The organism is Jatrophihabitans sp. (assembly GCA_036389035.1).
In the GTDB taxonomy this organism is placed as follows: Bacteria; Actinomycetota; Actinomycetes; order Mycobacteriales; family Jatrophihabitantaceae; genus Jatrophihabitans_A.
In genome coordinates, this window is the sequence record DASVQQ010000022.1 from 66,568 (window position 1) to 90,423 (window position 23,856).

A 23,856-nucleotide genomic window follows, 5' to 3' on the forward strand; every position below is an offset into this window, starting at 1 on the left:
CTCTTTGATCACTGCCCGGTAGGACTGTGGCGCGAATCCGTCGCCCGTCCTGGGGCGCCCCGCCAGTCACCGTCGACTGACAAGGAGTCCTGATCATGACGAGCACCGTTCTCCGCCTGGATACCGCCCCCACCGACCACCCCGGCCTGCTGCGCTGGGTGCGCGACACCGCCGAGCTGACCGAGCCGGATCAGATCGTGTGGTGTGACGGATCGGCCGAGGAGTGGAACCGGCTCACCGAGCAGCTCGTCGCGGCCGGCACCCTGACCCGGCTCGACGACGCCAAGAAGCCCAACTCCTTCTACGCCGCCTCCGACCCCACCGACGTCGCCCGGGTCGAGGACCGGACCTTCATCTGCTCGCAGAACCCCGCCGACTGCGGTCCCACCAACAACTGGATGGACCCGGGCGACATGAAGGCGCTGCTCACCGAGCGGTTCCGCGGTTCGATGCGCGGCCGCACCATGTACGTCATCCCGTACTGCATGGGACCGCTGACGGCCGACAAGCCGATGCTGGGCGTCGAGCTCACCGACTCGGCCTACGTGGTCGTCTCGATGCACATCATGACCCGGATGGGTTCCCAGGCCCTGGAGCTGTTCGTCAAGGACGGCGTGAACCAGCCCTACGTGGCCGGCCTTCACTCGCTCGGCGCGCCGCTGGCGCCGGGTGAGGCAGACGTCGCCTGGCCGTCCAACGACACCAAGTACATCGTGCACTTCCCCGAGGACCGGCTGATCTGGTCCTACGGCTCCGGTTACGGCGGCAACGCCCTGCTCGGCAAGAAGTGCCACTCGCTGCGGATCGCCTCGGCGCAGGCGCGCAACGAGGGCTGGCTGGCCGAGCACATGTTGATCCTGAAGCTGACCAGCCCGCAGCAGAAGTCCTACTTCGTGGCCGCGGCGTTCCCGTCGGCGTGCGGCAAGACCAACCTGGCGATGCTCGACCCGACGCTGCCCGGTTGGAAGGTCGAGACCATCGGCGACGACATCGCCTGGATCCGGTTCGGCGAGGACGGCCGGATGTATGCCGTCAACCCCGAGAACGGCTTCTTCGGGGTGGCCCCGGGCACCGACTGGCACACCAACCCCAACGCGATGCGCACGATCGCCAAGGGCAATTCGCTGTTCACCAACGTCGCGCTCACCGATGACGGCGACATCTGGTGGGAGGGCATGGGCGAGCCGCCGGCGCACCTGACCGACTGGAAGGGCCGCGACTGGGAGCCCGGCTCGTCCGAGGCAGCCTCACATCCCAACTCCCGGTACTGCACGCCGATCGAGCAGTGCGAGACCAAGGCGCCCGAGTGGGACGACCCGCGGGGCGTCCCGCTGGACGCGATCTTCTTCGGCGGCCGGCGCAAGGACACCATCCCGCTGGTGACTGAGGCGCGGGACTGGCAGCACGGCGTGTTCATGGGCGCCACCCTGTCCTCGGAGACCACCGCGGCCGCCGCCGGCAAGGTGGGCGTGGTGCGCCGGGACCCGATGGCCATGCTGCCCTTCATCGGCTATCACGCCGGGGACTACTTCGCGCACTGGATCGAGGTCGGCAAGAGCGCCGACGCCGTCAAGCTGCCCAAGATCTTCTACGTCAACTGGTTCCGCCGGGACGCCGACGGCGGGTTCCTGTGGCCCGGGTTCGGCGAGAACATCCGGGTGCTGAAGTGGGCGATCGAGCGGATCGAGGGCCGGGCTGCCGCCCTGGACACCCCGATCGGCCGGGTCCCGACCCCGGACGCCCTGGATGTGGACGGCCTGGAGCTGACCGAGGAGCAGTTGAGCCAGGCGCTGGCCGTCGACGCCGAGCAGTGGCGCTCGGAGATCCCGGCCATCGAGGAGTGGTTCGACAAGATCGGGGACAAGGTGCCGTCCTCGCTGCGCGACGAGCTGGCCTCGCTCAAGCTCCGGCTGGGCTGAGCCGCTGGCCGAGCATCGCGAGCACGACGAACGCCCGAGGAGTCGGCTGGCTCCCCGGGCGTTCTGTTGTCCGGCTGCGCTACGGGCGCTGCGGGAAGATCCCCTCCAGCGCGATGATGAAGGTGACGGTCAGGTAGGGCGGCATGTTGTTGTGCGGCTGGTTGCCGCCGGTCGGCAGCACTGCCTGTCCGTTCATCAGCAGGTTGGGGGCCGGTCCGGTCGAGTAGAGCGCGTCACCTGAGCGGCCGGTGCGGGCCTGTGCCCAGGTGTTGTTGGTCGGCTTGGTGTCGTCGCCGGCGCCGTCGAAGGACAGGGCGGTGTGGGTGTGCATCGCCATCTCGGCGTTGATCAGGGTGACGGCCGGAGTGCCGCCGATCTCGCCGAGGGAGCGCGGCGACAGGCCTGCCCCCTGGCCCTGCTGCATCGGAGAGGCGCCCTGCAGGTTGGGCAGGCCGAAGGTGACCCGGCCGTCACCGCCGTAGGTGACGCCCAGCAGCGCGAACAGCGCGGTGTTCTGCGAGATCGACATCAGCTGGCCGTTGCACAGCGCCCAGCCCCTGGGTGCGAAGTTGCCGCCGAAGATCCTGATTTCGGCGAGGAAAGGATCAGTCACGATGTGGCTCCGTCGCTAGTTTCGGCTGGGGAAGATGCCCACGAGGGCAATGACAAAGTTCAGTACCAGGTACGGCGGCGTGTTCTCGTGCGGCTGGCTGCCACCGACTTTCGATACCGCCAGGGGATTCATCGGCGTGTTGGGAGCGGACGCGAAGGCATCCGTCGGAGCGGTCGCCCAGATACCGCCGCGGGGGCTGATGCCCGGAGCGGACGCCGCCGTCTGGCCCCCCGGCGGGTGCACGTGGGCCGGCATCTCGTTGACGGTCAGGGTGTGCGCGAACTCGCCGGCGGCCTGGCCGACGTTGTAGCTGCCCTGGTTGATGCCCTGATGGACCGGCACCCGGGCCTGCAGGTTGGGCAGCGCGAAGTTGGTGACTCCGTTGCCGCCGTACATGGTGCCCAGGATGGAGAACAGCGCCTGGTTCTGGTTGATGGGCAGCAACTGGCCGTTGCAGAATGCCCAGCCCCTGGGCGGATAGGTGAAGGAGACGATCTTGATCTCAGCGATGTATGGGTCACTCATAGCGGTTCACTCCGTCTCGACGTCAGCTCTGGGGCGGGTAGATGCCCTCGTACGCGATGATGAAATTGATCACCTGGTACGGAGACATGTTGTTGTGCGGCTGGTTCCCGCCCGCGGGCGTCAGCGCATTCGCAGCCATCGGGTCCGGCGGCGGTGTCTGGGTGCTGTACATGGTGTTGGCGTAACTTGCCCAGAACTGGCCGTTCGGTGACGTCGTGGTCGCGGCCGTGTTGGCCACCGGCGCGTGCGTGTGGGCCGGCAACTGGTTGGTGGTCAGGGTCACCGTCTCGGCGCCGCCCGTCTGGCCCAGTACGAAGCTGGGGCCCACGTGCATCGGCATTCGGGACTGCAGGTTGGGCAGCGCGAAGTTCGTCTGGCCGTCGCCGCCGTAGATGGTGCCGATCAGGTTGTACAGCGCGTCGAACTGCGAGATGGGCAGGCTCTGGCCCTGGCACAGTAACCAGCCCACCGGGGCGAAGTTGCCCCCGAACATTCGGATCTCGCCGATGTAGGGATCACTCATGGCACATTCTCATCCTCCGTCGATGGGGTTGAAGACGGCGTGGAACTCCGCGCCGTCCGGTGTGGTGCGTACGGGGACCAGGAAGATCGGCGCCGGCTCGAAGTCCTGCCTGCTCAGCAGGTAGGTGCCCTGCTCGCGGGGCGCGTCCGGGCCGGCCCGGAACAGCAGGTTGAACGATCGCGACGCGCCCGGGACCGAGCTGCGGGCGCACTCGGTCAGCACGGCCTCGCAGACCCCCGCGGCTTCACCGGCTTCGCCAGGATCGGCAGGACCGGCGTCGGCAGGATCGGCAGCGGCAGGATCGGCGTAGCGCATCGTGAAGGACTGGCCCACCCGAGGCTCGAAGTCCTCGAAGCCCAGGGATCGCGCGCTCATCGCGCGCCGGCTTGCCGCACGGCGGCCTCGGGACAGTACCGCAGTTCGAGGTAGCCGTTGCCGAGGTCGCCGGGCTCGCTGGCCAGGACTGTCGGTTCGGGTACGAAGCCGAAGGCGCGGTACAGCTCGAGGGCGGCGGTGTTCTGGTGCCAGACCGAGAGCCGGACGGGCTTGCCGGCAGCCGCGGCCCGGGCGCAGACCTCGCCGAGCACCGCTCGGGCCACGCCCTGGCGCCGGTGCTCGGCCAGCACGGCGATGTCCAGCACTCGAAGCTGCTCGGGGGTGTCACTGAGCCAGCAGTTGCCGAGCACGACCTCGTCGCGCCAGATCAGGTACTCAGCGCCGCCGGGATACATCCGGTACTGGGCCTGCCTGGCATGGAACTGCATCCGGATCAGGCTGGCGAGAGCGCCGGGCTCCAGACCCAGCTGTTCGAAGCCGGCGCAGTGCGCCTCGGCGAAGATTCGCAGCAGCAGGGCCTCGTCGGAGCCCCCGGCCGGCCGCAGTGTGAAGGTGGGATCGGTCACAAAGTCGCCTCATCGTCAGCGGCGCTCAACGTGAAATTACTGACGGCCATTCAGCGCCTCCTCAGCTCAAAATCGGCTGAATTTTCGGCCACACGGGGGGTCTGGCCAGCTAATTCTTAGCAGTGCAAGAGGCTTTATAACACAAAGATCACTGGCAGATGGGGATTTTTATGTCGGGTTTTGCCAGGGAATGCTAGGCTCTGGCGTTAAAGTTCTGTAGCCCACCGGCTTTCTTATTCCGTTCCAACTGGATACAGTTCGGACGCCCGTTGACTTTTGCTGACGCATGCGTTACCGAGCGTGGTCGACCACCTCCACTTTCTTATTTACAGCGAGGTAACACTCGCTACGGGGAATCGAAGGACATACACCCATGCGCATTCGCTCGTCATCGCTTCCCCGTCTGCTCGCCCGCGCCGCCCTGGCGCTGGGCCTGGCAGTGGCCGGTCAGGCGGTGTTCATGCCAACGGCCTCCGCGGCCAACCTGACCGTGACCTCGACAGCAGACGTGGCGACCAACTTCGGGGCCTGCGGCAATCCGGCCCAGACCACGTCGAGCGGAAGCCTGCGCGAAGCGGTCTGCGCGGCCAACAACGCCGGAGCCACCTCCTCCACGATCACCGTGGCGGCGGGCACGTACGCACTGGCCAACGGCGAGCTTCAGATGGGCAAGGTGTCGGGTAGCAACATCACCCTCAACGGCGCCGGGCAGGCCAGCACGATCATCGACGCCAACGGCCTGAGCCGGGTGTTCAACCTCGACCCGAACCTGGTCGGCGGTGTCACCACCAGCATCTCCGGTGTCACCATCACCGACGGCGCCGACAGCGTCTTCGGCGGCGCCGGCATCATCGCCGGCGCGACGGGCATGCCCACCGGCGACACCCTCACCATCAGCAACTCGACGATCAGCAACAACCACGCCAGCGGCGGGAGCAACACCGGCGGCGGCGTGCAGTTCGCCGGCGGCAACCTGACGATCACGAACTCGACCATCAGCAACAACACCACGAACGGCGCCCAGGGCTCCGGGGTGTGGTACCGCGCCGAGGGGACGGCGAGCGGCGAGGGGCTCACGATCAGCGGCACGACGTTCAGCGGCAACAACGTCAGCACCTCGAGCGTCAGGGTCGGCGGCGCGCTCTCGGTCGAGATCCAGCGGGCCTCGCCGGCCAACTTCAACGTCAGCAACTCCCGGTTCATCAGCAACACCGTGACCGGCTCCGCCACCGGCACCCCGGTGGGCGGGGCGATCTGGGCTCCGTCCGGCGTCCTGAACGTGACCGAGTCGACCTTCACGGGCAACTCCGTGTCCGGCGGGCTCACCCCGTCCGGCGGCGCTGTCGCGGTCTCCGGCGCAACGGCGACCCTGCAGTACAACCGGTTCACCGGCAACGTCGGCGCCAACGGCCAGGCGTTGTACGTCAGCGGCGGTTCCGCGAACGCCGCCAACAACTGGTGGGGTTGCAACACCGGCCCGGGCACCGCCGGCTGTGACACCGTGGCAGGCACCGCGACCGTCTCGCCGCGGCTGGTGTTGACCGCCACCGCGAGCCCGGCCACCGTGGTGGGCCCGAACGCCACCTCGACCATCACCGCCGCGCTCACCACGAACTCCCTCGGCTCGGCCATCGGCGCCGCGTCGCTGGACGCCTTCGCCGGCCTGCCGGTGAGCTGGAGCAACCCGCTGCCCAGTGGCGCCACGGTCGCGGCCGCGAGCACGAACCTCAGTTCCGGCTCGGCCAGCACCACCTACAACTCCCAGGCCACCAGCGGTCCCGGCAGTGTGATCGCCACCCTCGACAACGGCAGCGCCACCTCCACCGTCACGGTCAACCGCGCGCCGGCCATCACCAGCACGAACGCCGTGACCTTCACCCGCGGCACGGCCGGCTCGTTCACGGTGACCACCAGTGGCTACCCGGCGCCGGCGATCGGCCGGACCGGCACGGTGCCGCCGGGCATGACCTTCGTCGACAACGGCAACGGCACCGCGACCCTGTCCGGCACGCCGACCACCGGTGGCAGCTACCCGCTCAGCCTGACCGCGTCCAACGGGGTCAACCCGAACGCCACCCAGACCCTGACCGTCACGGTCAACGCGTCGCCGGCCTTCACCAGCGCGACCAGCACCACTTTCACGGTGGGCACGGCCGGCTCGTTCACGGTGACCACCAGCGGCTTCCCGACGCCGAGCATCAGCCGGACCGGCACGCTGCCCAGCGGGCTCAGCTTCGTCGACAACGGCAACGGCACCGCGACCCTGAGCGGGACGCCGGCGGCCGGTTCGGGCGGGGCGTATTCGCTCAACCTGACCGCGGCCAACGGGGTGAACCCGAACGGCACCCAGACCCTGACCGTCAACGTCAACCAGGCGCCGGCCATCACCACCAACCCGTCGAGCCAGTCGGTCAACCCGGGGGCGTCGGTGACGTTCACCGCGGCGGCCTCGGGCTTCCCGACCCCGACCGTGCAGTGGCAGCGTTCGGTGGGTGGCGGCAGCTTCGCCAACATCATCGGCGCGACCAGCCCGAGCTACACCTTCACGGTGGCGGCCGGTGACAACGGCAACCAGTACCGCGCGGTGTTCACCAACGTGGTCAGCTCGGCCACCAGCACCGCGGCCACTCTCACGGTGAGCAGCGCGCCGACGATCAGCAGCGCCAACAGCACCGCGTTCAGCGTGGGCACGGCCGGCTCCTTCACCGTGACCACCAGCGGGTTCCCGAACCCGACGCTGACCACCACCGGCACCCTGCCGGCGTGGCTGAGCTTCACCGACAACGGCGACGGCACCGCCACCCTGGCCGGCACCCCGCCGGCCGGCAGCGGCGGGACGTACAGCTTCACCATCAACGCCGACAACGGCACCAGCCCGTCGGACAGCCAGGCGTTCACGCTGACGGTCAACGAGTCGCCGACCATCACCAGCGCTGACAACGCCACCTTCCAGGCCGGCGCGGCCGGCAACTTCCTGGTGACCACGGCTGCCGGCTTCCCGGTGGCCACCACGCTGAGCAAGACCGGCGCGTTGCCGGCCGGCGTTACGTTCACCGACAACGGCAGTGGTGGCGCGACCATCGCGGGCACGCCGGCCGCCGGCACCGCGGGGACGTACCCGATCACCATCACCGCCACCAACGGGGCCAGCCCGGCGGCGACCCAGAGCTTCACGCTGACGGTCGTGGAGTCCCCGGTGATCACCAGCGCCGACCACGCCACCTTCACGGTGGGCACGGCCGGGTCGTTCTCGGTGACCACCTCGGGCGCGGCGGGCACCACGGTGTCCTACACCGGCACCCTGCCCAGCGGCGTGAGCTTCACCCCGTCGGGCACCGGGGCTTCCATCGCGGGCACGCCGGCCGCCAACACCGGCGGCACGTACCCGATCACCATCACCGCCAGCGACGGTGTCACTCCTGACACCACCCAGAACTTCACGCTGACGGTCAACCAGCCGCCGACCATCACCAGCGCCGATCACGACAGCTTCAGCCTGGGCGTGGCCGGCTCGTTCACGGTGACCACGGCTCCCGGTGTTCCGGCCACCACCACCATCACGCGCACCGGGACGTTGCCGGCCGGCGTGACGTTCACCGACAACGGCGACGGCACCGCCACCATCGGCGGGACGCCGACCGCGGCCGGGACGTTCCCGATCACCATCACCGCCAGCAACGGCGTGGCCCCGAATGACACCCAGTCGTTCACGCTGACGGTCAACCAGGCGCCGAGCATCACCAGCGCTGACCACACCACCTTCGAGGTGGGCACGGCGGGCAGCTTCACCGTGACCACCAGCCCGGCGGCCGACACGGTGACCAGCACCGGAACCCTGCCGTCCGGGGTGAGCTTCACCGACAACGGTGACGGCACCGCCACCCTGGCCGGCACGCCGGCGGCTGGCGCCGGCGGCGTCTACAACCTGACGCTGCGGGCCACCAACGCCACCGGGTTCTCCACCCAGTCCTTCACCCTGACCGTCCACGAGCTGGCCAGCATCACCAGCGCTGACCACGCGACGTTCACCATCGGCTCGGCGGGCAGCTTCACCGTGACCACCACGGCCGGCTACCCGACGGCGACCACGCTGTCGCGGACCGGGACCCTGCCGTCCGGGGTGAGCTTCACCGACAACGGCGACGGCACCGCCACCCTGGCCGGCACGCCGGCGGCCGGCACCACCGGCAGCTACCCGCTGACCATCAGCGCCACCAACGCGGCGGGCGCGGACCAGCAGTCGTTCACCCTCACGGTGGTGCCGCCCAACGCCTCGCCGGTGATCACCAGCGATGACCACGTGACGTTCGAGTTCGGCACGGCGGGCACCTTCACGGTGACCACCACGGCCGGTTACCCGACGGCCACCACCCTGTCGCGGACCGGAACGCTGCCGGGCGGCGTGACGTTCACCGACAACGGCAACGGCACCGCCACCCTGGCCGGCACCCCGACGGCGGCCGGCTCCTTCGCGCTGACCATCACGGCCAGCAACGGGGCCAGCACCGACGCCACCCAGGCGTTCACGCTGACGGTCACCAAGCTGCCGGTCATCACCAGCGGCAACGCGGCGACGTTCGCGATCGGCTCGGCGGGCAGCTTCACCGTGACCACCACGGCCGGCTACCCGGCGGCGACCTCGCTGTCCCAGACCGGGGCACTGCCGGCCGGGGTGAGCTTCACCGACAACGGCGACGGCACGGCCACCCTGGCCGGCACGCCGGCGGCCGGCACCACCGGCAGCTACCCGCTGACCTTCACGGCCGGCAACTCCGCCGGCTCGACCCAGCAGGCGTTCACGCTCACGGTGAACCCGGCCAATGCCTCGCCGGTGATCACCAGCGCTGACAACGCCACCTTCCGGATGGGCACCGCCGGAACCTTCACGGTGACCACCACGGCCGGCTTCCCGACGGCCACCACCATCACCAAGACCGGTTCGCTGCCGGCCGGGGTGAGCTTCACCGACAACGGTGACGGCACGGCCACCATCGCCGGCACCGCGACCGTCGCCGGCGTGTTCACGATCACCATCACCGCCAGCAACGGGGCCACGGCCAACGCGACGCAGAGCTTCACGCTCACCGTCACCAAGCCGCCGGCCATCACCAGCGCCAACACCACCACCTTCACCACGGGGCTGGCCGGGTCGTTCACCGTCACCACCACTGCCGGGGTGCCGGCAGCGACCACCATCACCCACACCGGCGCGCTGCCGGCCGGGGTGACGTTCACCGACAACGGCAACGGCACCGCCACCATCGCCGGAACCCCGACGGTGTCGGTCAGCACCAACTACCCGATCGTGATCACCGCCAGCAACGGCATCACACCCAATGCGAGCCAGAACTTCACGCTGAAGGTGTCGGCGGTGCCCGCGGTGGCCCTGCCGGCCTCCAAGCCGAAGGCGGCCGGCAAGTTGGGTGGTGTGCCGTCGAAGGTCTTCGTCAACCAGGTGATCACGGTCACCGGCACCGGCTACAAGCCGGGGGCGCCGATCGAGCTCGGCTGGTACTACAGCAGCAGCGGCAAGACGACGAAGCTGACGGTGCTCGCCCGTGGATACGCTGACGCCGCCGGCAAGTTCAGCATTCCGATCACGGTGGCCAACAACACCGGCTCCAAGACGCTGATGTCGGCTGGCATCGGGTCGGACGGCAAGGCGCGCTACCTCAGCGCCGAGACGGTGGTCAACCCGCCGCTGAGCAGCGGCACGGGAACGACCACTCCGATCGCCGGTGCGAGCACCGGTGGCGGGGGGACGAGCACCGGTGGCGGCGGGCTGGCCTACACCGGCCTCGCCACCAACCAGCGCGCCTCGGCTGCCTCAGCCGGAGCGCTGGCCCTGACCGGGCTGGCTCTGATGCTGTGGAGCCGCCGTCGCCGCAGCGAGAGCTAGACCCCAAGGCAGGGTTGAACCTGTCTGATTGAGCCGGTGATCGACCCGGCCCGTGATCCACGGGCCGGGTCGATGCCGTTTCGGGTGGATGCCGTTTCGGGTGGAAGTCGTTCAGGTGGAAAGTCGTTCGGGTGGAAGTCGGCAGGCATCCGGCGGAAAACCGGTTGCGCACAGGTCTAGCGTTGACCAATCGTGAGTGACGATCCGCTGCTGCTTGCCGAACGAAGACACCTGCACGAGTCGCTGGCCTGCCTGGAGCAGATGCGCGAGGCCGCGATGAGGATCGCCGACTACGGCGTGGACGCCCTGGCCAGCGAGAGCCTGGGCCGGCTGCGCGCTGACCGGCTCGACCAGCTGTCGGTCGACGGCTCGGCGCCGCCGTTCTTCGGACGCACCGACCGCGACCCCGACAGCCAGCATCCGGCCGGCGAGGTGTTCCACATCGGGCGCCGGCACATCCGCGACAGCTCCGGCGACCCGATGGTGATCGACTGGCGGGCCCCGATCGCCCGGCCGTTCTACCGGGCCAGCACCGCTGACCGGCAGGGTGTCCGGTTGCGGCGGCGGTTCGGCTTCGCCGACGGCCGGTTGACTTCGTTCGAGGACGAGCACCTGGACGCCGGCGAGGAGCTGGGGCTGGCCTCGGACCTGCTGCGCGATGAGATCGAGCGGCCCCGGGTCGGCCCGATGCGCGACATCGTGGCCACCATCCAGCCCGACCAGGACGAGCTGGTGCGGGCTGACCTGGACACCTCGCTGTGCATCCAGGGCGCGCCCGGCACCGGCAAGACCGCGGTCGGGCTGCACCGGGCGGCCTACCTGCTCTACAGCTATCCCGAGCGGCTGCGCCGGTCCGGGGTGCTGGTGGTCGGGCCGAACTCGGCGTTCCTGCGCTACATCGCCCAGGTGCTGCCGGCCCTGGGCGAGAACGGCATCCAGCAGAGCACCGTCGACCAGCTGGTGTCGAGCCTGCCGGCCGCCGCCGCTGACCCGGTGCTGGTGGCGATCCTCAAGGGCGACGCCCGGATGGCCGAGCTGCTGCGGCGGGCGGTGTTCAGCTTCATCGCCAAGCCGACCGAGGACCTGGTGCCGATCGTCGGCACCCGCCGGTACCGGATTCCGGTGGAGCGGTTGCGCCGCTATGTCGATGACGCCCGCCGCAGCATGGCCGCCGGCGAGCTGCGCTGGGACAGCGCCCGCGAGCGGCTGCGGCAACTGCTGGCCCAGGACGTCCGGCGCCAGCGCGAGGACGCCGGCGGCGCCCCGTCGGACGCCGAGACCGCCAAGGTGGCCCGCAGCCCTCAGGTACGCGAGTTCCTGGACGCGGTCTGGCCGGCGCTGGACCCGCGCGCCGTGCTGGTCAGGCTCTACACCGAGCCGGAGTTCGCTCGCCGCTGCGCCGGTGACCGGCTGAGCGCCGAGGAGCTCGACCTGCTCAGCTGGACGCGGCAACCGGGCTCCGCTGGGCAGGCAGTTCCGCAGCCCGCCAGGCCGGGCGCGAAGCAGGCCAGGGCGACCAGGTACGCGAGGTTCTCACCGGCGGACCTGGTGCTGCTCGACGAGCTGGCCGGGCTGATCACCGGCGTCGACGGCTTCGTCCATGTCGTGGTCGACGAGGCCCAGGACCTGTCGCCGATGCAGTGCCGCGCGGTGGCTCGCCGGTGCCCGCTCGGCTCGCTGACCGTGCTGGGTGACCAGGCCCAGACCACCACGCCCTGGGCGGCCGGCTCCTGGCCGCTGGCGCTGGCCCACCTCGGCCACCCGGGGGCCCAGATCAGGCCGCTGACGATCGGCTACCGGGTGCCGGCCGAGGTGCTCGAAGTCGCCAACCGGTTGTTGCCGCACATCGCGGCCGACGTTCCGCCCGCGTCCTCGGTGCGGACCGGCGAGCAGGCGTTGAGCTACACCGCGGACCTGACCGGTGCGGTGCGGCGTTGCCTGGCCGCCGAGGGGTCGATCGCGGTGATCGTGCCCGACGCCCGGGTGCCCGGGGTGCTGAGCGAGCTGGCCGCGGCCGGGATCACCGCCGCCGGGTTGGAATCCGAGGCTGCCGGCCGGGTCACGGTGGTGCCGGCGACGGCGGCCAAGGGCCTGGAGTTCGACTCGGTGGTGCTGCTGGAGCCGGCCGAGATCGTGGCCGCCGAGCCGAGCCGGCTGGCCGGGCTGCGCCGGCTCTATGTCTGCTGGACCAGGGCGGTGTCCCGGCTGGCCGTGGTGCACACCGAGCCTTTGCCGGCCGAACTGGCCGGTCAGCCCCGGGTGATGTAGCTCTCGAGCTGGCCGCGGGTCTGCTCCAGTTCGGCGATCCTGGCCGCCACCACGTCCCCGATGGTGACGATGCCGGCCAGCTCGTCCTCGGCCAGCACCGGCATGTGCCGGATCCGCCGATCGGTCATCGCCGCGGCGACGTCGTCCAGCTTCTCCTGGGGGCCGCAGCTGACCAGCGGGGCACTCATCAGCTCCGAGACCGGCAGCTCCAGCACCTGGGGTCCGGTCCGGTGCAGCCGGCGCACCACGTCGCGCTCGGAGGCGATGCCGACCGGCTGGCCGTCCTCGACCACGATCAGCGCGCCGATCTTGTGCTCGGTCAGGCTGGCCACCAGTTCTGACACGGTCGCGTTGGAGGAGATGGTGACGACGTTCGAACCCTTGCGCCGCAAGATATCCGCGATGAGCATCTGGCCTCCTGGTTGGTCGCTGGCTGGCCCCGGCACAGACGCTAGTGGAGTACCGGCAGCCTTGAAAGGTTTCTGCTGGCCCTACTCTGCCCGCTGGCGCGGACCCGTACCGATGAGTGCTTGCCCCATGGGTTACCGCTGAGTAGTCCCAGTTGCCCACAGGGGCCGGGCAGTTCATGCGACTATGAGGGGCACACGCAGTCGCCACGGGGTGCTCGCCACCGCTGAGCTTGCCCGGGGCCAGACTCGCCAGCAATTACACATCGTTGGTCTGGCCGGCACCCCAGCTGGACCAAGCAAGCAGACGGCACCCCCGGTGATCCCGTGGCCGGTGCTCGAGACGCGAGGAGACCTGATGTCGCTGCACGGACATGTCCCCCCGGAGCCGGATCTGGTCCAGCTCCTGACTCCCGAAGGCGTCCGGGTGTCGCATCCGGACTTCCCGCTCTCGATCACCGATGACGAGATCACCGCGCTGTACCGCGATCTGGTGCTGGTCCGCCGCTTCGACGCCGAGGCCACCGCGCTGCAGCGCCAGGGTGAGCTGGGGCTGTGGGCGTCCTGCCTCGGCCAGGAAGCCGCCCAGGTGGGCGTCGGACGGGCGCTGCGCACCCAGGACATGGCATTTCCGACCTACCGCGAGCACGGGGTGGCCTGGTGCCGCGACGTCGACCCGGTGGCCCTGCTGGAGATGTTCCGCGGCGTCAACCACGGCGGCTGGAACCCCAACGACAACAACTTCAACCTGTACACGATCGTGCTGGGCGCCCAGACCCTGCACGCGGTCGGCTACGCGATGGGCGTGGTCCGCGACGGCGCGGTCGGCTCCGGCGAGCCCGACCGCGACACCGCCGTGCTGGCCTTCTTCGGTGACGGCGCCTCCAGCCAGGGCGACGTGAACGAGGCCTTCATCTGGGCTGCCGCGGCGAACCTGCCGGTGGTGTTCTACTGCCAGAACAACCAGTGGGCGATCTCGGAGTCCGTCGAGCGGCAGAGCCGGGTGCCGCTGTACCAGCGCGCGTCCGGTTTCGGCTTCCCGGGCATCCGGGTGGACGGCAACGACGTGCTGGCCTGCCTGGCGGTCAGCCGGATGGCGCTGGACGAGGCACGCTCGGGCCAGGGCCCCACGCTGATCGAGGCCTACACCTACCGGATGGGCGCGCACACCACCTCCGACGATCCGACCCGCTACCGGCTCACCGACGAGCTGGAGACCTGGCGGCTGCGCGATCCCATCGAGCGGGTGCGCGCCTACCTGGTGCGCGAGGCGGGCGTCGGGCAGGACTTCTTCGACGCGCTGGACGCGGAGTCCGAGGCGCTGGCCGTGCGCACCCGGCAGGCGTGCCGCACGCTGGAGGACCCCAGCCCGCTGTCCCCGTTCGACTATGTCTTCGTCGAGAAGACCCAGGACCTGGCAGAGCAGCAGGTCAACTATGCCGACTACCTCAACTCCTTCGAGGGGGCTGGTCACTGATGAGCACCATGAGCATGGCCGCCGCGCTGAACGCCGCGCTGCGCAACCGGATGGAAGCCGACCCCAAGGTGCTGGTGATGGGTCTGGACGTCGGCAAGCTCGGCGGCGTCTTCCGGATCACCGACGGCCTGCAGAAGGACTTCGGCGAGGATCGGGTCATCGACGCGCCGCTGGGCGAGTCCGGCATCATCGGCTCGGCGGTCGGGCTGGCGATGCGGGGCTACCGGCCGGTCTGTGAGATCCAGTTCGACGGCTTCGTCTATCCGGCCTTCGACCAGATCGTGTCCCAGCTGGCCAAGTTCCACAACCGGTCCCTCGGCATGGTCAAGATGCCGGTCACCATCCGGATCCCCTACGGCGGCGGCATCGGCGCGGTCGAGCACCACTCCGAGTCGCCGGAGGCCTACTTCGCCCACACCGCCGGGTTGAAGGTGGTCACCTGCTCCAACCCCTCCGACGCCTACTGGATGCTGCGCCAGTCCATCGAGTGCGATGACCCGGTGATCTTCTTCGAGCCCAAGCGCCGGTACTGGGCCAAGGGCGACGTCGACACCGAGGCCACGCCGGCCGCTCTGGACAAGGCGCACGTGATCCGGCCCGGCCGCGACGCCACGCTGGTCGCCTACGGCCCGATGATCGCCACCGCGCTGGACGCCGCTCGTGCCGCAGCCGAGGACGGTTCCGAGCTCGAGGTGATCGACCTGCGCTCGCTCTCGCCGCTGGACACCGACACCGTCGTCCAGTCGGTCCAGAAGACCGGCCGGCTGGTGATCGTGCACGAGGCCTCGGTGACGCTGGGGATGGGCGCTGAGATCGCGGCCCGGGTGCAGGAGCGGGCCTTCTACTCACTCGAGGCCCCGATCCTGCGGGTCGGCGGCTTCGACACCCCGTACCCGGCCAGCCGGATCGAGGAGGAATGGCTGCCCGACGTCGACCGGATCCTCGACGCCGTGGACCGCGCCCTGGCCTTCTAGGCTCACCTGGCCTGACCCCGGTGGGCCTGACCCGCTGGGCCGGACCTACCACTGCCCGCTCACTGAGTTGATCTGTAGGAGAACCGCAATCGTGGCTGAGCTGAAGCAATTCAAACTTCCCGACGTGGGTGAAGGGTTGACCGAGGCCGACATCCTGCGCTGGGACGTCAAGGTCGGTGATCCGGTTGTCGTCAACCAGGTGCTGGTCGAGGTGGAGACCGCCAAGGCCGCGGTGGAACTGCCCTCGCCCTATGCCGGGGTGGTCCACGAGATCCACTTCGAGGAGGGCGTCACCGTCGACGTCGGCCAGCCGATCATCACCCTCAGGGTGGGCAGCGGGGAGCTGACCGGTGAGCCGGCCGGCAGCCGTCCGCCGTCGTCCGCCGCCGAGACCCCGGACATCCCCGAGACCCCGGTCGGCGGAGGCGCTGAGGACATGATCCCGACGCCACCACCGGACGGCGGGGTCAACGGCACGCCGACGGGCGCTGCCGAAGCCGGTGGCCAGCGGGAGGCCGTGCTGGTCGGCTACGGCGTCTCCGGTGAGCGCGGCCGGCGGCGCAAGCGCGCGCACCCCTCCTCGGGGACGCCGGCGCCCACCGCCCACGAGGCGTTCAACGTGGTTCCCGGCCCGGCCGTGGCCACCGCGGTGGTGAGCCCGCACCGTGCGGTGCTGGCCAAGCCGCCGGTCCGCAAGCTCGCCAAGACCCTGGGCGTCGACCTCGGCGCCGTGGTGGCGACCGGGCCGAACGGCACCATCTCGCGCGCCGACGTCGAGCAGGCCGTCAACACCCCGGTCGCAGCCACCGCCGTGCCGGCCCGCGAGGCCGAGACCCGGATCGCGATCAAGGGCGTGCGCAAGCACACCGCCGCGGCGATGGTGGCCTCGGCCTTCACCGCGCCGCACGTCACCGAGTTCATCACCGTCGACGTCAGCGAGATGATGGAGCTGCGCAAGCGGATCGGCGCCCGGCCCGAGTTCGCCGGCGTCAAGGTCTCGCCGCTGCTGTTCGTCGCCCGCGCGGTGCTGTGGGCCGCCAAGCGCACCCCGATCATCAACTCCACCTGGGACGAGGCGGCCGGCGAGATCGTGGTCAAGCACTACGTCAACCTGGGCATCGCGGCGGCTACCGACCGGGGCCTGATCGTGCCCAACATCAAGAACGCCGAGTCGATGTCGTTGCTGGAGCTGGCCGAGGCCATGGGCACGCTCACCGACACCGCCCGGGCCGGCAGGACCACGCCGGCCGACATGAGCGGCGGCACCTTCACCATCACCAACGTCGGGGTGTTCGGCGTCGACACCGGCACGCCGATCCTGAACCCGGGCGAGGCCGCGATCCTGGCCTTCGGCGCGATCCGCCGGCAGCCGTGGGTGGTGGGCAGCGGCGACGACGAGCGCATCGAGCCGCGCTGGGTGACCCAGCTCGCGGTGTCCTTCGACCACCGCTCGGTGGACGGCCAGCAGGGTTCGCAGTTCCTCGCCGACGTCGCGGCGGTGCTGCGCGACCCGGGGCTGGCGCTGCTCTAGCGGCGCTGCTCTTGCGGCGCTGTTCAGCGGCCTGCTCTTGCGGCCCTGCTCAGCGGCGAGGCCGACTCAGCGGCCGGGCCGCCGTCAGCTCGGCAGGGTGGCCTCGATGGCTTTGACCACGTCGTCGGACTCCGGCGTGGTGGTCGGGGCGAACCTGGCCACCACCTGGCCGTCCGGGCTGATCAGGAACTTCTCGAAGTTCCACCGGATGTCACCGGTGTAGCCCTGGGCGTCGGGCACGCCGACGAGTTCGGTGTACAGCGGATGCCGGTCGGCGCCGTTGACCTTGACCTTCTCCGTCAGCGGGAAGCTGACCCCGTAGGTGGTCGAGCAGAACTCTGCGATCTGCTCACTACTGCCCGGTTCCTGGCCGGCGAACTGGTTGCAGGGCACCCCGAGGACGGTGAAGCCGCGCTCGCCGTACTGGCGCTGCAACCGCTCCAGCCCCTCGTACTGCGGGGTGAGGCCACACCGTGAGGCGACGTTGACCACCAGGGTGGCCACCCCCGGCCGCGGCGCGAGGTTGGCGGGCGCGTCAGCGGAGTCCGGGTTGCCCTGCTCGGTCGGCGAGGTTGTCAGCGGGGCTATCCGCACATCTGAGATCGACATGCGGGCAAGCCTAGCCAGGCTGGCGGCCCGATGGTCCGTCCGGCCGCTGGCCAGTGCTGGCCAAGGAATATCTGGCAGCGGATAGCGTTAGGTAGAACGTAGGCATCAGGTTGGATCTGTTAGGGAGATCTGATAAGATGACTAACAGATCGAGGCAGTAAGACCCAGCTGGACGAACGAAGCCCGACGTACGATCGCCCGCCCAGCCAGCCCCGATGAACGACAGCGACGTCACTCATCAGGCCGCAAGGCAGTAGGGAGCTCGAAATGGACATCAAGCGGAAGCTGCGCGCTCGGCGGGCATACCGGCAGTACTCGCGTGCGCTGGTCAACGCGTCACCGACCATGCGCAATGAACTGCTGGCGATGGCAGCCCACCAGAACTACCACGGGCAGCAGTCCTACAACGTCTGACCGCGCCCAGGCCGCTAACCCCGCGGCCGGCAGTATGACACCAGAGGCCCGTCGGCCATCCTTGACCAGGATGGCGACGGGCCTTCGCCGTCGCGTCAGCCCAGCACGGCGGCGTCAGCCCGGCACGGCGACGTCAGCCCGGCACCGCGACGTCAGCCCGGCACCGCGACGTCAGCCCAGCACGGCGGCGTCGCCCTGGCGCACCGTCCCGCCGTGCAGCACCTCGACCTTGAGCCCGAACAGCAGCTGGCGTTCCCGTCCTAGCAGCTTCAGGATCCGGCCGTCGGCGCCGAGCTCGCCCTGGGGCAGGTCCACCATCACGCAGCGCGGCATGCCGGTGCCGAGCCGCACCACCACGTCGGCGCCGAGACGCAGCTCACGACCGGCCCAGTCGTCCTCGACGAAACCGTCATCCGGCGTCTCCACGACCAGGTTGGGGCGAAACCGGGCCACCTCGACAGTCTCGCCGAGCAGCTCGGACAGCCCGCGCAGCGCCGCGGTGGTGACCAGGTGCAGCCCCGACTCGTCGTGGTGGCGCACGCCAGGCTCCTGGCCCAGCCGCAGCGGCCTGCGCAGCGCGGCGCTGAGCAGCTCCGAAGCCTGCGGCTCGTCAGCGGAGAACCGAAGCCCTGCCGGCGACTCGATCAGCGGCGCCGGCCCGGCCAGCCCGTCCAGGGTGGCCCGGTAGTCCAGCAGCCCCTCGACCCGCCGGAACCGCCGGCTCGACTTGCCGCTTCCGACGCCACCGTCCGGAGTGAAAACCGCCCACTGCCGGTCCCCGACGATGCCCTGCTCATCGATCTGTGCCACGGCGAGCTGCTCACCGCGCATCGACTTCACCGGGTAGCGGGCCAGCAACGAGACGACGCCGATCTGGCCGTTCGTTGATCCCATCCGCACAGCGTGTCATGCGGGCCCGACTGTGGTTCGACAGAGCCGCGCGGCAGACTGAACGGCGTGACAACGGCGAAGCAGGCGCGGGTACGGGCGCCGGAATTCCCCTCGGGCAGCTGGTTCAACGTGGCCGCCCCGCTGAGCCTGCGGGAGCTGCGGGGCAAGATCGTGCTGCTGGACTTCTGGACGTTCTGCTGCGCCAACTGCCTGCACGTGATCGAGGAGTTGCACGCCCTGGAGCGTGACTTCGGCGACGAGCTGGTCATCATCGGCGTGCACTCACCCAAGTTCGAGCACGAGAAGTCCGACACGGCGGTGGCCGCGGCGACCGAGCGCTACGCGGTCACGCATCCGGTGTTCAACGATCCCGAGCTGCACCTGTGGCAGCAGTACGCCGTGCGGGCCTGGCCGACGCTGGTGCTGATCGACCCGGGCGGCTACGTGGTCGCCCAGGCGGCCGGTGAGGGGCAGTCAAGCGGGCTCGCCCTGATCATCGAGGACCTGATCGAGCGCTACGACGCGACCGGCTCATTGCGCCGCGGCGACAATCCCTACCGGCCGCCCGAGCCCAGCGGCGGCGAGCTGCGGTTCCCGGCCAAGGCGATCCGGCTGGGTGAGGCGTTGCTGATCGCTGACAGCGGGCACCACCAGCTGGTCGAGACCGAGCTGGACGGCGTCACCGTCCGGCGCCGGATCGGCTCCGGCGAGCGCGGCCGGGACGGCCAGCGGCTGGCCGAGCCGAACGGGCTCACCGAACTGCCTGCCGAGCTGGCCGCGGCGGTGGGCTTCGACATCGTGGTGGCCGACACCGCCAACCACCAGCTGCGCGGTGTCCGGTCGGCCGACGCCGCCATCACGCACACCGTGGACCTGGTCGCCGGCCTGGCCGGGACCGCCACCGTGACCGGCCCGGTGCCGCCGGTGCTCTCACCCTGGGACGTGGCCTGGTGGCCGGCGATCGGGCAGGTGGTGATTGCCGCGGCCGGCGTGCACCTGCTGCTGGGCTGGCAGCCCAGCACCGGAGCGGTCAGCATCCTGGCCGGAACCACTGTCGAGGGATTGAAGGACGGCCCGGCGACCGACGGCTGGCTGGCCCAGCCGTCCGGGCTGGCCGTGCAGGGGGACCGGGTCTGGTTCGCCGACTCGGAGAACTCGGCGCTGCGCTACCTCGACACCGCCGGCCAGCTGCACACCGCCGTCGGCGAGGGCCTGTTCGACTTCGGCCACCGCGACGGCCCGGCGAGTCAGGCGCGGTTGCAGCACCCGCTGGGGCTGGCCGTCCTGGACGACGGCTCGATCGCGATCGCCGACACCTACAACGGCGCGATCCGCCGCTATGACCCGGCCACCGGTGAGGTCAGCACGCTGGCAGCAGAGCTGGCCGAGCCGTCCGGGCTGGTGCTGGTGGACGGCGAGCTGGTGGTGGTGGAGTCCGGCGCCCACCAGCTGGTCCGCCCGATCACCGCCGGCCGGCTGGGCCAGGTGCTCGGCGCCGCGCTGCAGACCCGCCGCCCCGTCACCGAGCTGGCGGCCGGAAAGGTCGAGCTGACAGTGGGTTTCACGCCGCCGCCCGGCCGCAAGCTGGACGAGCGGTACGGGCCCTCGACGCAGCTGACGGTCAGCTCCTCACCGCCCGATCTGCTGGTCTCCGGCGCCGGCTCGGCGGCCGAGCTGGCCCGGACCCTGGTGCTGGCCGGCCCACCCGGTCGCGAGGGCGTCCTGCACGTCACCGCGCAGGCCGCCTCGTGTGACTCCGACCCGGCCACCGAGCATCCGGCCTGCCACCTGGCCAGGCAGGACTGGGGAGTGCCGATCCGGCTCAGCCAGGACGGCAGCTCGGCGCTGGAGCTGACGCTGCTCGGCTGACGGGGCCCCGGCTGTCGGGTGCCCGGCCGGCGATGTTCCGCTGGGCGGAGGCTGAGCATCGCGCCGGCTGAGCACCGCGCCTAGCGGGCTCCTGGGCGATGCGTATCGACTTCGGTCGCCCAGGCGATCAAAACTGATACGGGTCCGTCGGCGGCGATGACCGTCAGTGGTCGCCGTCGAGCAGCTTGGCCCGCAGCCGCTGGGTCTCGGCGTCGGTCCAGCCGTGCCGGGCCAGCCAGGCCAGCACCCCGCCGAGGTCGGTGTCGATCGCCTCGAGCACCGCCATCATCACCGCGGCCGAGGCCGGCGGGATCTTGTCCGGCTGCCCGACCTCGAAGCCGTAGAGATCGCTGCGCGCCAGGTGGTCGACGATCGCCGCGATCTGGGACTGGGTGTGGGCGTAGTCGGCGGCGATCACCTCGCGGGTGACCCCGGCGACGGTGAGGGCCAGCGCCACCACGACCCCGGTGCGGTCCTTGCCCGCGGCGCAGTGCACCAGGGTGGCGCCGTCCGGCTCGGCGATCGCGCGCAGCGCCGCCAGGATCGAGTCCGGCCGCTGCTCCAGGTAGCGCAGGTAGGCAGCGACCACCGGGCTGTGCTCGGTGGCGAACCGCTCGCCCTGCCAGGGCAGTGCCGGATTCGGTGGCTCGGCCCGCGGGCCGGCGGGCAGCTCGGCATGGTCGATTGAGCCGGTGGTGTCGGGATAGAGCGACAGGTGGTGCACCACCACGTCAGGCTGGGCGTGCAGCGCGCCGGGCCCGTCCCGGTCGACCTCGACGTCGGTACGCAGGTCCACCACCCGGCGCACCCCGAGGTCACCGACCAGATGGCTGACGTCGGCGTCGGTGAGGTGCCCCAGGCTGGCCGAGCGGATCAGCACCCCGGCCCGGATCGCGCCACCCTCGGCAGTGGGCAGGCCCCCGACGTCGCGGGCGTTGACAGCGCCCTGCAGGGGGATCCAGTTCGCCGCGCCGACCGTCATCCGCCCACCCTAACCAACCGGTTCACCCCTGTTGACAGCTCGTCGAGCAGCTTCGGAGCCAGGTTAGAAGGCGTCCTCGGCAAGGTCCATGATCGCGTTGTCGGTGGCCTCGACCACCTTGCGCCGTGCCACCAGCTCAGGCAGCACGGTGGTGGCGAAGAACCGGGCGACTGCCAGCTTGCCCTCGTAGAAGGACTTGTCCGAGGCGCTCAAGGCGCCCGAGGTGTCGCTGCCGTCCAGCTTGGCCAGGGCGACGGTGGCCTGCCGCAGCAGCAGCCAGCCGATCGCCAGGTCACCGCAGGACATCAGCAGCCGGGTGGTGTTCTGCCCGACCTTGTAGAGGTTGCGGATGTCGTCCTGGGCCGAGGTCAGTTGAGCGATCATCGCCGCGACCATCGTGCCCACCTCGGTCAGCGCCCGGCCGACGGCCTCGCGCTCGACCTTGAGCCGGCCCTCCTCGGCGATCGACTCCAGCAGCGCCTGGATCTCGGCCGACAGCGCGCTCAGGCCGACGCCCTTGTCACGCACGATCTTGCGGAAGAAGAAGTCCTGACCCTGGATCGCGGTGGTGCCCTCGTACAGCGAGTCGATCTTGTTGTCCCGGATGTACTGCTCGAGCGGGTAGTCCTGCAGGTAACCCGAACCGCCGAACACCTGCAGCGCCTGGCCCAGCTGCTCGTACGAACGCTCCGAGCCGACACCCTTGACGATCGGCAGCAACAGGTCGTTGAGCCGCTCGTCGGTGCTGTCCTCCTGGCGGCCCGAGCGCTCCGGCCGGCCGCCGGTCCCGTCGGCCAACCCGCCGGCGGGCACCTGATCGCGTGAGGCGCCGGCCTGGTACTCGGCGACCTGGATCCGCTCCTGGACGCTGGCCGTGTAGAGCGCGAGCGCCCGCAGCCCCTCGGCGTAGGCCTTCTGCAGCATCAGCTGCCGGCGCACGTCCGGGTGGTGGATGATCGTGACCCGCGGGGCGGTCTTGTCGGTGGCCCGGGTCAGGTCCGCGGACTGGACCCGGGTCTTGGCGTAGTCCAGGGCGGCCAGGTAGCCGGCCGACAGCTCGGAGTAGGCCTTGGTGCCCACCATCATCCGGGCGTGCTCGATCACCTTGAACATCTGGGCGATGCCGTCGTGCACCTCGCCGAGCAGCCAGCCCTTGGCCGGCGTCCGCTCACCGAAGGTGACCTCGCAGGTGGTGGAGACCTTCAGCCCCATCTTGTGCTCGACGTTGGTGACCACCGCCCCGTTTCGGGCGCCCAGCTCGCCGGTGTCCCAGTCGAAGTCGTACTTCGGCACGATGAACAGCGACAGGCCCTTGGTGCCGGGTCCGGCGCCCTCCGGGCGGGCCAGCACGTAGTGAATGATGTTGTCGGCCATGTCGTGCTCGGCCGAGGTGATGAAGCGCTTGACGCCCTCGATGTGCCAGCTGCCGTCGTCCTGCCGGATGGCCTTGGAGCGGCCCGCGCCGACGTCGGAGCCGGCGTCCGGCTCAGTCAGCACCATGGTCGCGCCCCAGCGCTTGTCGATGATCAGCTGGCCGATCTTGCGCTGCTCGGGGGTGCCGACCTGGTCGATGATGTTGGCGAAGGCCGGGCCGCAGTTGAACATCCAGATGGCCGGGTTGGCGCCCAGCACCAGTTCGGCGATCGACCAGACCAGTGACCGGGGAGCCAGGGTGCCGCCCAGCGAGGGCAGGGTCTCCAGCCGCCACCATTCGGCGTCCTGCCAGATGGCGTAGGACTTCTTGAACGACTCGGGCATCTTCACCGAGTTGGTCGCCGGGTCGAACACCGGCGGATTGCGGTCGGAGTCGATGTAGGACTCGGCCAGCGGCCCCTCGGCCAGGGTCCGGACCTCGTGGAGGATGCCGCGGGCGGTGTCTGCGTCAAGCTCGTCGAACGGCCCGACGCCCAGCCGGTCGCCGGTTCCGAGCACCTCGAAGAGGTTGAACTCGATGTCGCGCAGATTGCTCTTGTAGTGGCCCATCGCGGTGGTTCTCCTTGTTACTGGTCAGTAGCGTCAAGAGTATTACTGGCGAGTAGGTGTCGCAAGTGAT

18 protein-coding genes are annotated in these 23,856 nt (G+C 70.1%); 8 read left to right on the plus strand and 10 right to left on the minus strand.

Features of this window, described 5'->3' with window-relative positions; translation table 11 throughout:
• Window positions 1–95: 95 nt before the first annotated feature.
• On the plus strand, window positions 96–1,919 hold the full coding sequence (locus VF557_13775) for a phosphoenolpyruvate carboxykinase (GTP) (protein ID HEX8081274.1): 1,824 nt from the start codon (window positions 96–98) through the stop codon (window positions 1,917–1,919).
• A 79-nt stretch (window positions 1,920–1,998) separates the two neighbouring features.
• On the opposite strand, the gene VF557_13780 is transcribed toward VF557_13775, so the two are convergent.
• The 5 genes from VF557_13780 to VF557_13800 are packed head-to-tail and all read right to left on the minus strand — an operon-like array spanning window position 1,999 to window position 4,482.
• A complete protein-coding gene (locus VF557_13780) occupies window positions 1,999–2,532 on the minus strand; it encodes a tail fiber protein (protein ID HEX8081275.1) in 534 nt (177 codons plus the stop codon).
• Window positions 2,533–2,547: 15 nt separating this feature from the next.
• The gene (locus VF557_13785) at window positions 2,548–3,057 is read right to left on the minus strand and encodes a tail fiber protein (protein ID HEX8081276.1); all 510 of its coding nucleotides are present in this window, start codon (window positions 3,055–3,057) and stop codon (window positions 2,548–2,550) included.
• Window positions 3,058–3,079: 22 nt separating this feature from the next.
• Window positions 3,080–3,580 carry a tail fiber protein gene (locus VF557_13790; GenBank protein ID HEX8081277.1) on the minus strand — a complete coding sequence of 167 codons (501 nt, stop codon included), beginning with the start codon at window positions 3,578–3,580 and terminating at the stop codon, window positions 3,080–3,082.
• Window positions 3,581–3,589: 9 nt separating this feature from the next.
• Window positions 3,590–3,955 carry a hypothetical protein gene (locus VF557_13795; protein ID HEX8081278.1) on the minus strand — a complete coding sequence of 122 codons (366 nt, stop codon included), beginning with the start codon at window positions 3,953–3,955 and terminating at the stop codon, window positions 3,590–3,592.
• Complete coding sequence (locus VF557_13800) at window positions 3,952–4,482, minus strand: N-acetyltransferase (GenBank protein ID HEX8081279.1); 531 nt, start codon at window positions 4,480–4,482, stop codon at window positions 3,952–3,954. The genes VF557_13795 and VF557_13800 overlap by 4 nt, the downstream gene beginning before the upstream one ends.
• A gap of 373 nt (window positions 4,483–4,855) precedes the next feature.
• Between VF557_13800 and VF557_13805 the strand changes: the two genes are divergently transcribed.
• A complete protein-coding gene (locus VF557_13805) occupies window positions 4,856–10,381 on the plus strand; it encodes a putative Ig domain-containing protein (GenBank protein ID HEX8081280.1) in 5,526 nt (1,841 codons plus the stop codon).
• Window positions 10,382–10,573: 192 nt separating this feature from the next.
• Window positions 10,574–12,649, plus strand: coding sequence for an AAA family ATPase (locus VF557_13810; GenBank protein HEX8081281.1), 2,076 nt, complete (start codon window positions 10,574–10,576; stop codon window positions 12,647–12,649).
• Here VF557_13810 and VF557_13815 read toward each other — a convergent pair.
• The gene (locus VF557_13815; protein HEX8081282.1) at window positions 12,631–13,059 is read right to left on the minus strand and encodes a CBS domain-containing protein; all 429 of its coding nucleotides are present in this window, start codon (window positions 13,057–13,059) and stop codon (window positions 12,631–12,633) included. The genes VF557_13810 and VF557_13815 overlap by 19 nt on opposite strands.
• Window positions 13,060–13,414: 355 nt before the next feature.
• Between VF557_13815 and VF557_13820 the strand changes: the two genes are divergently transcribed.
• The 3 genes from VF557_13820 to VF557_13830 all read left to right on the plus strand — a co-directional run bounded on the left by VF557_13820 (window position 13,415) and on the right by VF557_13830 (window position 17,038).
• Window positions 13,415–14,533 (plus strand): thiamine pyrophosphate-dependent dehydrogenase E1 component subunit alpha, encoded by a 1,119-nt coding sequence (locus VF557_13820; protein ID HEX8081283.1) that lies wholly within the window; start codon window positions 13,415–13,417, stop codon window positions 14,531–14,533.
• The gene (locus VF557_13825) at window positions 14,533–15,507 is read left to right on the plus strand and encodes an alpha-ketoacid dehydrogenase subunit beta (protein HEX8081284.1); all 975 of its coding nucleotides are present in this window, start codon (window positions 14,533–14,535) and stop codon (window positions 15,505–15,507) included. The genes VF557_13820 and VF557_13825 overlap by 1 nt, the downstream gene beginning before the upstream one ends.
• Before the next feature lie 91 nt (window positions 15,508–15,598).
• Window positions 15,599–17,038, plus strand: coding sequence for a dihydrolipoamide acetyltransferase family protein (locus VF557_13830; protein ID HEX8081285.1), 1,440 nt, complete (start codon window positions 15,599–15,601; stop codon window positions 17,036–17,038).
• 84 nt (window positions 17,039–17,122) lie between these two features.
• On the opposite strand, the gene VF557_13835 is transcribed toward VF557_13830, so the two are convergent.
• On the minus strand, window positions 17,123–17,647 hold the full coding sequence (locus VF557_13835) for a glutathione peroxidase (protein HEX8081286.1): 525 nt from the start codon (window positions 17,645–17,647) through the stop codon (window positions 17,123–17,125).
• 267 nt (window positions 17,648–17,914) lie between these two features.
• Here VF557_13835 and VF557_13840 point away from each other — a divergent pair, with 267 nt between their 5' ends.
• Entirely contained in the window at window positions 17,915–18,061 is a 147-nt protein-coding gene (locus VF557_13840) for a hypothetical protein (protein ID HEX8081287.1), read from the plus strand.
• Between the two features lie 171 nt (window positions 18,062–18,232).
• Here the strand turns inward: VF557_13840 and VF557_13845 are convergent, their stop codons facing one another.
• The gene (locus tag VF557_13845) at window positions 18,233–18,955 is read right to left on the minus strand and encodes an MOSC N-terminal beta barrel domain-containing protein (protein ID HEX8081288.1); all 723 of its coding nucleotides are present in this window, start codon (window positions 18,953–18,955) and stop codon (window positions 18,233–18,235) included.
• A gap of 63 nt (window positions 18,956–19,018) precedes the next feature.
• Here VF557_13845 and VF557_13850 point away from each other — a divergent pair, with 63 nt between their 5' ends.
• Window positions 19,019–20,821, plus strand: a complete 1,803-nt coding sequence (locus VF557_13850) for a thioredoxin-like domain-containing protein (protein HEX8081289.1) — start codon at window positions 19,019–19,021, stop codon at window positions 20,819–20,821.
• A 163-nt stretch (window positions 20,822–20,984) separates the two neighbouring features.
• On the opposite strand, the gene VF557_13855 is transcribed toward VF557_13850, so the two are convergent.
• Together VF557_13855 and VF557_13860 are read right to left on the minus strand one after the other, a co-directional pair.
• Window positions 20,985–21,803, minus strand: coding sequence for a tyrosine-protein phosphatase (locus VF557_13855; GenBank protein ID HEX8081290.1), 819 nt, complete (start codon window positions 21,801–21,803; stop codon window positions 20,985–20,987).
• Window positions 21,804–21,866: 63 nt separating this feature from the next.
• The gene (locus VF557_13860) at window positions 21,867–23,786 is read right to left on the minus strand and encodes an acyl-CoA dehydrogenase (GenBank protein HEX8081291.1); all 1,920 of its coding nucleotides are present in this window, start codon (window positions 23,784–23,786) and stop codon (window positions 21,867–21,869) included.
• Window positions 23,787–23,856 lie beyond the last annotated feature (70 nt).

Bases quoted from the DNA above. Each gene is read 5' to 3' on its own strand.
- VF557_13820 (HEX8081283.1), top strand. From the start codon at position 13,415: ATGTCGCTGCACGGACATGTCCCCCCGGAGCCGGATCTGGTCCAGCTC.
- VF557_13835 (HEX8081286.1), bottom strand. From the start codon at position 17,647: ATGTCGATCTCAGATGTGCGGATAGCCCCGCTGACAACCTCGCCGACC.
- VF557_13855 (HEX8081290.1), bottom strand. From the start codon at position 21,803: ATGACGGTCGGCGCGGCGAACTGGATCCCCCTGCAGGGCGCTGTCAAC.
- VF557_13805 (HEX8081280.1), top strand. From the start codon at position 4,856: ATGCGCATTCGCTCGTCATCGCTTCCCCGTCTGCTCGCCCGCGCCGCC.
- VF557_13790 (HEX8081277.1), bottom strand. From the start codon at position 3,580: ATGAGTGATCCCTACATCGGCGAGATCCGAATGTTCGGGGGCAACTTC.
- VF557_13795 (HEX8081278.1), bottom strand. From the start codon at position 3,955: ATGAGCGCGCGATCCCTGGGCTTCGAGGACTTCGAGCCTCGGGTGGGC.
- VF557_13775 (HEX8081274.1), top strand. From the start codon at position 96: ATGACGAGCACCGTTCTCCGCCTGGATACCGCCCCCACCGACCACCCC.
- VF557_13845 (HEX8081288.1), bottom strand. From the start codon at position 18,955: ATGGGATCAACGAACGGCCAGATCGGCGTCGTCTCGTTGCTGGCCCGC.
- VF557_13840 (HEX8081287.1), top strand. From the start codon at position 17,915: ATGGACATCAAGCGGAAGCTGCGCGCTCGGCGGGCATACCGGCAGTAC.
- VF557_13815 (HEX8081282.1), bottom strand. From the start codon at position 13,059: ATGCTCATCGCGGATATCTTGCGGCGCAAGGGTTCGAACGTCGTCACC.
- VF557_13860 (HEX8081291.1), bottom strand. From the start codon at position 23,786: ATGGGCCACTACAAGAGCAATCTGCGCGACATCGAGTTCAACCTCTTC.
- VF557_13825 (HEX8081284.1), top strand. From the start codon at position 14,533: ATGAGCACCATGAGCATGGCCGCCGCGCTGAACGCCGCGCTGCGCAAC.
- VF557_13785 (HEX8081276.1), bottom strand. From the start codon at position 3,057: ATGAGTGACCCATACATCGCTGAGATCAAGATCGTCTCCTTCACCTAT.